Source organism: Bradyrhizobium sp. P5_C12, assembly GCF_054049735.1.
Genome location: NZ_JBFULU010000057.1, coordinates 1 through 12,563 on the forward strand (window position 1 = coordinate 1; position 12,563 = coordinate 12,563).

Annotated in this window: 11 protein-coding genes and 1 pseudogene; 10 read left to right on the forward strand and 2 right to left on the reverse strand. The window is 63.1% G+C overall.

Annotated features, from left to right (window positions below; translation table 11 throughout):
- From ACXJMY_RS32730 to ACXJMY_RS32750, 5 genes and pseudogenes are all read left to right on the forward strand, one after another.
- Positions 1-717 (forward strand): annotated as a pseudogene (locus ACXJMY_RS32730) (hypothetical protein); the annotation flags it as partial.
- Entirely contained in the window at positions 717-1,130 is a 414-nt protein-coding gene (locus ACXJMY_RS32735; RefSeq protein ID WP_456623476.1) for a TadE family protein, read from the forward strand. The pseudogene ACXJMY_RS32730 and the gene ACXJMY_RS32735, both read left to right, overlap by 1 nt.
- 393 nt (positions 1,131-1,523) lie before the next feature.
- Positions 1,524-3,188: a type II and III secretion system protein family protein gene (locus ACXJMY_RS32740; RefSeq protein WP_456623477.1), complete on the forward strand. Its 1,665-nt coding sequence runs from the start codon at positions 1,524-1,526 to the stop codon at positions 3,186-3,188.
- Between the two features lie 9 nt (positions 3,189-3,197).
- The gene (locus tag ACXJMY_RS32745) at positions 3,198-3,599 is read left to right on the forward strand and encodes a hypothetical protein (protein ID WP_456623478.1); all 402 of its coding nucleotides are present in this window, start codon (positions 3,198-3,200) and stop codon (positions 3,597-3,599) included.
- Between the two features lie 79 nt (positions 3,600-3,678).
- Positions 3,679-4,215, forward strand: coding sequence for a tetratricopeptide repeat protein (locus ACXJMY_RS32750; protein WP_456623479.1), 537 nt, complete (start codon positions 3,679-3,681; stop codon positions 4,213-4,215).
- 150 nt (positions 4,216-4,365) lie between these two features.
- Here ACXJMY_RS32750 and ACXJMY_RS32755 read toward each other — a convergent pair whose 3' ends face one another.
- Both ACXJMY_RS32755 and ACXJMY_RS32760 read right to left on the reverse strand, forming a co-directional pair.
- Positions 4,366-4,959 (reverse strand): hypothetical protein, encoded by a 594-nt coding sequence (locus ACXJMY_RS32755; protein ID WP_456623480.1) that lies wholly within the window; start codon positions 4,957-4,959, stop codon positions 4,366-4,368.
- A gap of 69 nt (positions 4,960-5,028) precedes the next feature.
- Positions 5,029-6,816: a peptide ABC transporter substrate-binding protein gene (locus ACXJMY_RS32760; protein ID WP_456623481.1), complete on the reverse strand. Its 1,788-nt coding sequence runs from the start codon at positions 6,814-6,816 to the stop codon at positions 5,029-5,031.
- Positions 6,817-7,378: 562 nt separating this feature from the next.
- Here ACXJMY_RS32760 and ACXJMY_RS32765 point away from each other — a divergent pair.
- The 5 genes from ACXJMY_RS32765 (at position 7,379) to ACXJMY_RS32785 (ending at position 12,555) form a co-directional block, all read left to right on the forward strand.
- Entirely contained in the window at positions 7,379-8,095 is a 717-nt protein-coding gene (locus ACXJMY_RS32765) for a hypothetical protein (RefSeq protein WP_456623482.1), read from the forward strand.
- A gap of 167 nt (positions 8,096-8,262) precedes the next feature.
- A complete protein-coding gene (locus ACXJMY_RS32770) occupies positions 8,263-9,435 on the forward strand; it encodes an ROK family protein (protein WP_456623483.1) in 1,173 nt (390 codons plus the stop codon).
- Positions 9,436-9,492: 57 nt separating this feature from the next.
- Complete coding sequence (locus tag ACXJMY_RS32775; protein ID WP_456623484.1) at positions 9,493-10,779, forward strand: ABC transporter substrate-binding protein; 1,287 nt, start codon at positions 9,493-9,495, stop codon at positions 10,777-10,779.
- A gap of 41 nt (positions 10,780-10,820) precedes the next feature.
- Positions 10,821-11,705 (forward strand): carbohydrate ABC transporter permease, encoded by an 885-nt coding sequence (locus tag ACXJMY_RS32780; RefSeq protein ID WP_456623506.1) that lies wholly within the window; start codon positions 10,821-10,823, stop codon positions 11,703-11,705.
- Entirely contained in the window at positions 11,698-12,555 is an 858-nt protein-coding gene (locus tag ACXJMY_RS32785) for a carbohydrate ABC transporter permease (RefSeq protein WP_456623485.1), read from the forward strand. The genes ACXJMY_RS32780 and ACXJMY_RS32785 overlap by 8 nt, the downstream gene beginning before the upstream one ends.
- The last annotated feature ends 8 nt before the right edge of the window (positions 12,556-12,563 follow it).

Sequence of the window (12,563 nt, forward strand, 5' to 3'; positions counted from 1 at the left end):
CCGCCAATCCCTTCTCTGCTCTCGATGGTGCCCTCACCACGTTCCGCCAATCCCTTCTCTGCTCTCGATGGTGCCCTCACCACGTTGTGCGGCGCGAACCCCACGCTCCCCGCCAAATGTGGTCTTCCAGTATGTCCAGGATCGGATCTCGTCGCTTACGTGGCCGGCTCGGCCAGCACCGCATGCACGAATAACAATACCCAGACGAAGGGCAATGCCAATGTCTCCTTGGCTGCAGGGGTGTCGGTGTACTTCATATCCGGTACTCTGACTCTCAAAGGCGGCTCCATCGTCTCCTGCACAAATCCATGTACGGGAGTGACCTTCATCCTGTTGCCAGGGGCGAGCATTGACATGAAGGGGGGCGCGATGCTCACCCTCAAGGGGCCGGCAACTGCCCCTAACGCCTCGTCGCTTCCGGCGGCCCTCCAGTCTAGCGCTGCATTATTCCAGTACATGTCGATGTACGATGCCTCAGCGACGGCTGTGACCTTCGGTGGAAATAGCAACATCAACCTCACAGGAAACATCTATGCGCCGAACGCATCAGTGACGTTTCAGGGCAATCCGACGATCGCCGTAGGCGGCACGGGCGGCGCTTGTGGCCAGTTGATCGCAGCCTCGATCTCGTTCAACGGCAATGCCACCTTTGACACCACGGGGTGCCCATCGCAAACGAAGCTGCCGAAAAGCCAGTATGTCCAGTTGGTGCAGTGATGAGAAAGCTTGATCAGCGCGGCATCGGGGCGATGGAATTTTGTCTCGTCGCTCTGCCGCTTTTCATACTGATGTTCACCATCTTCGATCTGGGGCGTTACGCAATCACCATGCAGTCATTGCGGACGCTCGCCAACGCCGGTGCCCGGACATGGATGATCAGCGACTGCTTCGTCAATAGCGCGATGAGCAAGACTTCACCAACCTGTTCGGGTGACCCCCTGCCATCCGCTGCTGCCAAAAAAGCCGTTGCCCCAATGCTATTTGCCGGCGGTCTCGCGCCTACGCTGAGCACGACTGCGGGAGCCGCTGCACTCACCGTTACGGCATCCGACCCGAGCTTCAAGATGCTGATGCCGATATGGGGCACCACATTGAACGCGCCGAGCGCGTCCACCTCGATTCCCTTCTAGTGGTAGCGAGCAACCATCCCGGAATGCGTCGGGATCTCTGTAAGCGGGAGAGCAAGTTCCGGTTGTTCCAACAGATCCTCCGAAATCGATAGGGAACTCGCCAAAGCGGGCGCCGGCGGAACTCGTGCGCGCTTGTGCTGCAGGTTCCAAGCAAACGGGAAAAAGTGGTGCACGCTGGCAACATCGGAAAGTTTTCTGTGCTGTTGCCGCAGTGCGGTAAGCGTCTCTTCTTGCAAGGAAGGGGAATGAAGGATGTGATCTTGGAAACACGAATAACGATTTGTAATGGGATGAATTGTAAGCTCTCCGACGTGGTGCGTAGAGGGGAACTTTTGGGAGCATCGAGCACGTAGATTTGCGGGGACAGCCGTGGATCGCAGTGGGGGGACTCGAATGGGTGGCGGTCGCGTTTCGGGTAATAAGGTAGGGAGGCTTCTCGCTTTCAGCGTGATGGCTGTTGGCGCGGCGCTCGCCTTGTTTGAGTCCGCTGACAGCGCCGCGGCCGCAGATCGGAGGGGCTCCTCCGGCGGCGGCGTCTTCGTCAGCGAAATGAACGACGTCCAGCGGGTCAAGGTGGTCGTCAACAAGTCACGCACCTTCAAGGTCGACACGGCTTTTGCGACCATTGTCGCGGGCTCGCCTGATATTGTCGACGTGAAGTCGTTGAGCGATCACCTGATCTACGTCCAGGGCAAGCAGACCGGCACCACCAACGTCATTTTGTTCGACAGCTCGATGAAGCAGATCGGGATTCTCGACGTCGAGGTCGTGATCGATACCGGCAATTTGCAGCAGAACATCCGGACCGGCACCGGCATGCAGGGTGTTCGCGTCTCGGCTTCGGAGGGCCAGGTGGTGCTGAGCGGAACCGCCGTCGACGCGGTTGCCGCCGAGCGGGCCATGGCAATTGCCACCAGCACCGTCGCGAAGGGAGGAACTGTCGTCAACGCGATGAGCGTCGCGGCGCCGCAACAGGTGATGCTCGAGGTGCGATTTCTCGAGGTCAACCGGGAGGCTGGGCGTAACCTCGGTGTGAACCTTTATGCGGCGAACGCCAACGGGACCAATGTCGGGAATACGGGGCTTGGTGGGGCAACTGGCGCGACGGTCCGACAGCCGATCGGTGGTATTAACACGGTCCCAAACCCCACTGGTAATACTGGCGGTACGCCCGTTGGTGGTTCTCCTACTGGCAGCCTTCCCATACTCGGAACTGTGGGAACGCTCGTCGGCACCGCAGGCGGCGTCGCCCCGATCCCGTTCGGGAGCTTGTTGACCAGTATTCTTCGGACCAGCAGCGGCGGTTCGGTGGACCTGCTGATCACCGCATTGGAAACGAAAGGATTGGTTCGCCGGCTGGCGGAGCCGAACTTGACCACGCTTTCCGGGGATGCCGCCCGCTTCCTGGCCGGCGGTGAATTTCCGGTGCCGATCCCGAACACGACGACGACCGGTTTTCCCACCATCACCATCGACTACAAGAAGTTCGGTGTCGAGCTGGCCTTCGTGCCCACCGTTCTCTCGCGGGGCGTGATCAATCTTCGGGTTGAGCCGTCGGTGAGCGAGCTTGATTTCACCAATGCGGTGACGATTCAGGGGACGACAGTTCCTGCTTTGACCCGCCGTGACGCGCGCACCACGGTCGAATTGCGCGACGGCCAGAGTTTTGCCATCGCCGGCCTGCTCCAGACCCGCAACCGGCAGGACGTTTCGCAATTGCCCTGGATCGGCTCGGTGCCCGTGCTTGGAACCTTGTTCAGCAGCAAGTCCTACCTGCAGGAGGAAACGGACCTCGTCATCATCATCACGCCGCGCCTGGTTGCGCCTGCGGTACCCGGTCAGCAACTGGCCTCTCCGCTCGACTCCCGCCTTCCGGCCAATGACGTCGATTTCTTCCTCAATGGCCAGATGGAAGTCCGCAAGCGTTACAATGACTACGTCAATTCCGGTGGCGACGTGAAGGGGCCGTACGGCCACATCATCGCTCCCGAGCTCAGGACGCCCGTTCCGCCCCCGGCCGCCGCCGCAAACCAGCCGGTCGTAAAGACCCTCAACTAGGAGCGAGAGATGACCATAAGGTATCTGGTTCTGTTCGCGCCCTTGCTGCTCGGGGGATGTTACGGCCTCGCCGGTAATGACGAGATGGACCGCTACTTCCAGCGCTCCGACACCATCACGATGAGCGCCGGCGATGCCAAGCAGGTCAACGCCGTCACCCATACGATCCATCCATGGCCGCGATACGTCGGTGATCGCAGGATCGCGTACGACGCTCGGCGCGTTGGCGCCGCCGTGACACGTTATGGCAACACGAAACAGCCGGTGGATCAGCTTCCCGATGTTGGCGATGCGACGAAACAGATGGGCGTGCGGCCTACCGCAACCCAGAACATCGACATAGATGGATTGCCGCCTGGAACGGTCGGTGGAGTATCGGTGCCGGTCGGCGGCGCAGCGCCGGGTAGGTAAGGAGCCAGGGGGCCTTGGCCTTGGGTAATCTGACGATGATATTTCAATGAGTCCGATGAGCCGGGCGGGGACAAGAGTTATGCGGCGCATCATCTTAATGCTGACCTGTTGCTGGTTGGCGACCGGCCTTGCGGCGTGCGAGACCACGCTGAGAGACGCGGCTATCGTCGCTCCCGTGGAGCCGCCGGGCGGGGACCCCGTGCAGGAACCGACCGACGTCAAATATTATCCTTCGGACGAGCCCGTGCGGCTGGGGCTGGAGCATTTCAATCGCGGCAGCTACGGGATTTCCCAGCGCTATTTCAAGGACGCCGTCGAGAAATCGCCGAAGGACGTGACAGCCTGGATTGGCCTGGCGGCAAGCTATGATCGGTTGCGGCGGTTCGATCTTGCGGACCAGGCGTACGCCCAGGCGATCAGACTTGGGGGCGAGACAGTCCAGATCCTCAACGACCAGGGCTATTCGCTGATGTTGCGCGGCAATTTGAACGGCGCGCGTCGAAAATTCGAGAAGGCTTATTCGCTCGATCCGACCAACCCGGTGATCGCCAATAACCTCGAGCTCCTCAATGGCAGCCGACGGTTCATTGAAAGGCCGCCGAACAATCAGCCCTAGGCGGAACAACCGGCCGCAAGCTTGATCTTCATTGAAATTTTGGTCTCGGCTAGAGCATGATCCGGAAAAGTGCGCAGCGGTTTTCCGAAAAGATCATGCTCAAACAACAACCTAAAGCGCGATGACGATTCATCCTAATCTCATCGCGCTTTAGTTCGGACCCAGCACGGCGTCCGCCCGCCGGCTGCCTTGTCTGACGATGATGATCGCGCCGTTTCGAATTGCAAATCTGGCGCCGAGCAGCTTTGGTATTTTCTCCGTGAGCGGGGATGGCAGCGGGATCATCGCACCGTCCACGACGTCGCCAACCTTGATGGCGTCTRCCGGAGCGCCTGGCGAGGGAGCCGGCTTGATAAACACCTTGACCTGCTGAATTTCCTCGGACGAGAGATTCAATGCGGCCTGCGTTTCGCCGAGACGATTGCTTCTCTCGATCGCAGCCTTGTCCCTTGCGTCCTGCTGCTGTTCAGCCTGACGCCTTGCCTTCTCGGCTTGATCCAGTTGCGCGACCCGCTCCTTGAGCGGCGCAAGCTCGCGATGAAGCGCGACAACCTCCGATTTCAATGACCTGATCTGGGTGAGGGCGATCGCCGCGCCGACGCATGCGACGAGCACGATCAGGCTGATCAACGCAAGAATGGCGCCCGTCGCTTCCCGACCCCGGCGTTCGGCTCCGGCATCGGAGATGTCTTGCGAAGGACCAGGGCGTATCCGGTCAAGCAATGATCGTGCTTTCGCGATCACGGAAGTGAACATGCGTGGTCTCCGGGAGAGCTTCGCCCGCTACGGCGATTCGCGGCGATCCGTCCCCCTTCAGCTCCGATACCAACTCGCCAAATTCCACGTCGTCACATCCCACCCCGAGATGTCGGCCATCAGGCTGTTGACGCTGCCGCCGACGATGTTGCGCGAGAGCAGTGGCACGAGCACGTTGGCTTCGCAGAAGATCTCGTTGACCTTGATCAGCAGTGCGGCGCGCTTGACGGGATCGAGCTCGTTTTGCGCGGCCTTGTAGGCCTTGTCGGCTTCGGGATCGGACCAGCGCGAGACGTTGCGGCCCAGCCACTTGTTCTCCTTGGTCGAGATCTCCCAGGACACGCATTGGTTCAAAAACCGCTCCGGATCGGGCTGCGGCTGCGTCGTGTTGTACATCTCCATGTCGCAATAGAGCTTCGAGTAGGTGTCGGGGTTGCCGACGTCGGACGAGAAGAACACCGATCCGGTGACCGACTTGATTTCGATGTCGATCCCTGCCTTCTGGCAGGCCTGCTTGATGATGGCCTGCGTCTTCTGCCGCGGGGCGTTGATCGAGGTCTGGAAGACGTATTTGAGCTTCTTGCCGTCCTTCTCGCGAATGCCGTCAGCGCCCATCTTCCAGCCGGCCTCCTCGAGGATCTTGTTCGCCTTGTCGACGTTGAACTCGTATTTCAGCTTGCTCGACTTGAACTGGCTGGGCTGGTTGACGAAGCTCGCCGTCGCGACGGCGGCGCGGCCGTAGATGAATTTCTGGATCGCCTCGCGGTCGACCAGCAGGTTGAACGCCCGGCGAACGGCCGGATCGGACAGCGTCGGATGCTTGGTCTTGGCGTTCGAACGCTCGCCGTCGACCTCGGTCCACGGGTCCGTCGTGTTGAGGATGACGAACTCGACGCCGCCGGAGAGCGTGAACTCCACCTTGCCTTTCCCGCTGGCTTCCATGCGCTTGAGGACTTCGTCCTCCACCAGCAGGTTCCAGGCATAGTCGTATTCGCCGGTCTGCAGCACGGCGCGCGCCGCGGAGACCGCATCGCCGCCGCCCTTGACCTCGAGCGTGTCGAAATGCGGCTGGTTCTTGACGTGATAGTCGGGATTGCGTTCGGCCAGGATCAAATCGCCCGGCTTGAACTCGACGAATTTGTACGGCCCGGTGCCGACCGGCTTCAGATTGCCCGGCGCGTCGCGCGACTTGGCGCCGGCATAGTCGCCGAAATGATGCTTCGGCAGGATCTGGCCGACGGAGCCGACGAAGGGGTCGGCCCAGAACGGGGTCGGAGCCTTGAAGATCACCTTGACGGTGTGGTCGTCGATCTTCTCGACCTTGATGTTCTGGTAGGACCCCGTGGTGTACGCCGCGGTTGCCAGATCCGCGGCATATTGCCAGGTGAAGACCACGTCGTCGGCGGTGAAGGGCTTGCCGTCATGCCACCGCACGCCCTGCTTCAGCTTCCAGGTCACGCTGGTGCCGTCAGGGGAGAGGCCGCCGTTCGCCTTGGTCGGAACCTCCGCAGCGAGGCAGGGGATGAGGTTGCCCTCCTTGTCCCAGCCGGCGAGCGGCTCGAAGAAGATGCGCGAGGCGACCTGGTCCTTGGTGCCGAGCGCGAAATGCGGATTGAGCAGAGTGGGGGCCTGCCAGATCAGGATCTTGAGCGGGCCGCCGCCGCCGGCCTTGGTCGGCTTGTATGGCAAGGTGGCATCCGCCATCGCCACGTCGTTCCAGAGCAGGATCTGGCTCGCGACCGGTGCTGCGATCCCGACCGCAGCCATTGTCCGGATGAACGCGCGTCGCGACAGCGTGCCTTGCTTCACCTCCGCGATGAAGCTGCGGATTTCGTTTTCGTTCATCAGAGCCCCCACCTGTCAGGAATAGTCGTCACCGGCCGCACCCATCATGTTTGATCATGGACGAGGCGGCAATGCCGGCAAGGCCGAACAGCCCTGCGGCGAAATGGCGAATGGACGATATGGATCCCGGTTTCGTGCCCCGGAGGCAGCGCAGCGTCTCCTTGACGGTGCGCTGCAGAGCCGGGGCCCATGCCGCACGGGAGACCGTAGCCGCGGGGTCCCGGCGTTTACGCGCGTCTTCAACGCGCCATGCGCGTTGCAGCTTGTCTGGGACACGAGCGTGAGCGGGCCGGTGCGAAGCGGGAACTGGACCGCCGCCCGAAACCGCGATCAGGCGACGATCCAGTGCGAACTAAACGAACTTGGGGAAGTTCAAAGGCCGCGCGCAACGCTAACCCGGTCGCAGCCGGCAGCTCAAGTTTCGTTGTGTTGCTCCGGCCGAAGATTCGTTGCCGCGCTGACGACGCATTCATGTGGAAAGCGGTTCAACGTTCACATGCATCGTCCGGCCAATGACGGATGCAAGAGAATGGCGATGGGTTGGTTCAGCAGGGGCAGGCGGATGCGGATCACGAACCCGGTCGGCGGACAGTTGCAGGTGGTGGCCTGTTCGCCGTTTCCCGACGCGGCCGGCGAGGTCGTTCTCGTTCCCAGATGCGTCATTGACGGGGTGATCGCCGCGGAGCGGCTCGCGCCGGCTGCCGTGCAGTATAGCGGCTACGACGTGCCCAAGCCGAAATGGCCCCGCCCCGGAATGGTGCTCCCCGTCACCGTGGACCTCGCCGATCCGAACCGGTTCAGGATCGAATGGGATCGGGTGCCGGCCGGGCGAGAGGCCGCCGAAACGCTTGCGGAGAGTCGTCGCGCTCCGCAACGCCGTGAGCGGCAGGCCGACACGGATCACGATCACCCGTTTCCCCGTGTCTGGCGCGAGGTGGCGCATGCAGATTCGTCGCCCGCGCTGGTCAACGGCCTCACGCCGCAGCAGACGGAGATCGCGCTGGCCGGCGGCGCCGCGGCGCTCGGTCTCGTGCCGGCCAGCGCGACAGTGCTGAGCGCGCACGCGGCGGAACCGAGCAGCGCGCCCGGCGGAAGCTGGGACATCACCCTCCGTGTCAGCGACCCCAATGGCGGGCCGCCCTGGCAGGCGGTGACGCGCATGTCATTCAGCAGCGCCGCGCGGCGCGAGATGCGCACCGCCACCGGATCCGAATTGCCGGTCCTGGTCGACCCCGACAACCGCAACCGCATCATCGTCGATGTCGCACGTCTCGCCTGAACGGCGCGACGGCTGCTTGCGGCGCAGGCTCTAGGCACAGCGTTCGCGCGCCGATCTTGCTGCCGCGCACAACAACAAGTCCCGGCATCGCACGGCATTCGCCTTGACAGGCGAAACGCTCCGCGCGCACATTCTTACACTAAGTAAGAATGACGACAGGGACGGAAATGTCTGAGCAGCCGCGAAGTCGGCGGCAGACGCGTGCGGCCATCCTGGGGCATCTGCTCCGGTCGGGCGGCACGTTTCGGCCACCTTTGGCCAAGGCGGTGCGCCTGTCCGAGGCGAGCCTGTCGCGAATCCTGTTCGATCTGAAGGCCGAGGGCCTGATCGAGGAAATCCGGCGGCCCGCGCCCTATGTCGGTGGCCCCTCGGGTCTCGTCTCGCTCGATCGTTCCGTGGCTCTGGCGGCGATCGAGATCGCGGGGCCGCGGCTGAGTGTCGGCGTCGGCGGCCTGTCAGGCGAACTGCACGTCAGCGAGCGTCTGCCGCTGCCGAAGACGCCGACCGCCGGCTCCGTCGGCCGCGTGTTTGGCGATGCGCTGACAGTGCTGCGCGGCTGGACCCGGCGCCGCCGCGTCGCGCTCGCGCAGATCGGCGTCTCCATTCCCGGGCTTGGCCGGCTGAGCGCATCGGACAATCCCATCATTCCCTGCGACGTCGGGCGCATTCGCGCCATGCTCGGCGAAATGTTCGCCGGCGTTCCGGTCGCGTTCACCAATTCGGTCGTGGCGCACGCCATCTTTCACCGCTGCCGCACCGCGGACTATCCGTTCAGCGGCGCGCATCTGTTCGTGTTCGTCGGCCAGGGCGTGGCCGGCGCCTGGATGGACGACGCGATCGAGGCCGACGGCCTCCAGCCCGTCGAGCTCGGCCACATGGTGTTCGGCGAGGGCGGTCCGCGCTGCCGCTGCGGCCATCATGGCTGCGTCGAAGCCTATACGTCGCTGCCGGCGATGGCCGGGCTGCTCGGCGTGCCCGAGCCGGAACTGCTTCAGCTCGGCAGCGATTGGGTCAGCGCGATTCCGATTCCGCCGCGCGTGCGCCGGGAGCTGCGGCTGCGCCTGTACCGGCTTGGCCTCGCGATCGGCAACACGCTGAACGTCAAGCCCTGTCGCGGCGTCGCGATCTCCGGCTGGCCGTCGCTGCTTGCGGAGGATGACCGAAACGCGCTGGTCGACGGCATCGACGCCTGCCTGCTCGGCGGGCGCAAGCTCGCGCAGGTGTCGCTCGCCTTCGTGCCGCCGTCGAACGGCAACGATCCGAGGGCCGCGCTGGCCTTCGCCGCCTCCTGCCTCGCCGGCCGCGGCGGCATGCCGGCGGCATCGACGGAGGCCGCCTGACATGCCCTGACGCCGCGCCGCTTCGCTGCCAAGAGTTCACACCCGGGAGGAACTGCCATGCCGATCACAACAACAAGGCGTCGTCTGCTCGCTGGATCCGCTGCCGCGCTCGCATTGCCGGCATTTGCCCGGGCGCAAGGCGCGGCCAAGCCGCGCCTGACCGCGATCTCGCAATGGTCCGCAGGCAGCGATGGGGCGGCCATCACGGCGCTCGGCAAGAAATTCGAGGAAAAGGGCGGGGTCTGGCAGCACTCGCCCGTCCCCGGGTTCACCACCGAGATGATGAACAAGCTGCGCGCTCAGATCATTGCCGGCGATCCGCCGGCCTGCTCGCAGCTCAAGGGCCCCGAGATTGCGGCCTGGTCGAAGATCGCCCCGACCGTCGATCTCGACGCCCTCGTTGCTGCCGCTGCTTACGAAAAGGTGGTCGCTCCGGACCTTGCAAAACTGCACAAGCCTGGGGGCAAGTGGATTGCACTGCCGTTGCAGATCTACAGCACCAACATGCTGTTTCTCTCCAAACGCGCGATGGACAAGGCCAAGGCCGACAAGATCCCCGTTACCTGGGCTGACTTCAACGATCTCGCCGAGAAGATGAAAACGGGCGGCATCGTATATCCCATCGCCAACGGCGGTACCCGGCCCGACGACGGGCAGAAATTCGAGGCCTCGCTTGCCGGCATCAATCCCGCTGCATACCGCGCAGCCATCATGAATCTCGACAAGAAGGCCCTGGAGGGTCCCGAGATCAAAGCCGCCTTCGTACAGATGCGCAAGATCACCCAATGGATGGACCCGAATGTCGGCGCCCAACCCTATGCCACCAACTTGAAGCGCTTCGTCGACGGCGACATGGGCATGATGATCATGGGCGGGTGGGCGCAGGGCGTGCTCCGCAACGCCGGTTTCAAGTTCGACGACTTCATCATCGCGCCGGGCCCCAGCGACAATAGCAAGCCTGTCTTCCTGCTGAATGCCGACGCCTTCATATTCTGGCAGCGCAAGGAGCCCGATCTGCAAGCCGGTCAGACGCTGATGGCCCAGCTCGTCATGGATCCGGCGATCCAGACCATGTATTCGCAGATCACGGGATCGATCCCCGTGCGCACCGATGTCGATCTTTCCGGCGAGGGCTGGTCGGACGGTCAACGGCGAACCGCAGCCGCGCTCAAGGACGCTGTCGCGAACAATCAGGCCGTCCTGAGCCTCGCGCACAACATGGCGCAGGAAAACGGCCTGACCGCCGCGATGATCGACGTGCTCACCGAATACGCCAAGAACAAGACGATTACGCCGGAGCAGGCGGTCACCCGCCTCGCCGAGGCCGTCGAGGGTTCGCGTTGACCGACGCCGTCGCCACAGCAACGCGGCCCGGCCGGCCGGCGATGTCCGACGCGGTCGGCCGGCTGCCAGAGTATCTGATGATCTGGGTGCCGCTGCTGTTGTCGGCCGCGCATCTGATTTCGTTTTCGCTGTGGACGATCTGGATTTCGTTCACGCCCTCCACGCTTGTCCCGGTCTCGGGTTGGGTGGGCTTGCGCAACTACACGGCAGTCATGTCGTCGCGAAACTGGCAGATTGCCTTCGACAATCTGCTGCTGTTTGGCAGCGCTTTCGTGCTGCTGAGTCTGATCACCGGCCTCATGCTCGCGATCCTGCTCGATCAGCGCATTCGCGGCGAGAACGTGCTGCGATCCATCTTCCTGTACCCCCTGGCGGTGTCGTTCGTCGTCACCGGCACGGTCTGGAGTTGGCTGCTCAATCCCGGCATTGGGATCCAGAAGCTCGTCCGCGATCTCGGCTGGACCTCCTTCCGATTCGACTGGCTGATCGACCGCGACATGGCGATCTGGACGATTGTGATCGCTGCGATCTGGCAATCCTCGGGCTTCGCCATGGCGCTCTTCCTGGCCGGCCTCAGGTCCGTCGACGCCGACATCATCAAGGCCGCGCAGATCGATGGCGCTGGACCGATCCGGACCTATTGGCGCGTCGTCTTGCCGACGCTCTGGCCGATCACCATCACCGTCGTCGTCGTCCAATTGCAGTTCGCAATCTCGGCCTTCGACCTCGTCCGCGCGCTCACCAATGGCGGGCCCGGAATTGCGACCCAGCTGCCGGCCCTTGTCGTCTACGATCTGATGTTCCAGCGCGGCCAACTCGGCCGGGGTGCGGCGGCGGCGGTGCTCATGCTGCTCATTCTTCTCGCGGTGCTGCTGCCCTATGCAGCGTGGCGTTATGTTCAGCGACGGCGGGCGACCCATGCGTGACAAAACCTTCGCGCCGGGCCGGATTCTGATCTATCTCCTCGTTTCATTGATGGCGGCCGCCTATCTCGCACCACTGGCTGTTGTGGTGCTGAACTCGCTCCGCACCAACGAGGAGATCGCCCAGGCCTCGATGATCGGCTGGCCGAAACAATGGGCCTGGGGCAACTATCTAACCGCCTGGAGCGGTTTCTGCGTCGCCGAGACCTGCGCCGGCATCCGGCCATACGTGCTGAACTCCGCGCTCGTCACGATCCCAGCGACGATTTTCTCGACCATGCTCGGTGCGGTCGCCGGATACGCCGTGTCGCTCTGGCGTTTTCGCGGCGACAGCTGGATCTACGGCATCGTGACCCTTGGCCTCTTCCTGCCCCAGCAGATGCGCCTGCTTCCCTGGACCATCGTGCTGCGGGACACCGGCCTCATCAACACGCTGACCGGTCTCGTGCTGATTCACACGATCCAGGGGCTCTCCTTCACCACGCTGTTCTGCCGCAACTACTACGTCGCCATTCCACATGAATTGATCAGGGCCGCACGCATCGATGGTGCCGGGTTCTTTCGCATTTTCTGGCGCATCATTCTGCCGCTCTCGGCGCCCATCCTGATCGTCACCGTGATCTGGCAGTTCACGCACATCTGGAACGAGTTCCTCTATGGCGTGACCTTCACGACCGGCCAGCAGCAGCCCGTCACGGCGGCTTTGATCGCGCTCTCCGCCGCAATCGCCGATATCCCGCAGCATGGCGTGCAGAGCGCTGCGGTGATCATCGCGGCCCTGCCTACTTTATTGATCTATCTGCTCGGCGGCAGGTACTTCGTACGCGGCCTGACCGCAGGGGCTGTGAAATGATGGGATTG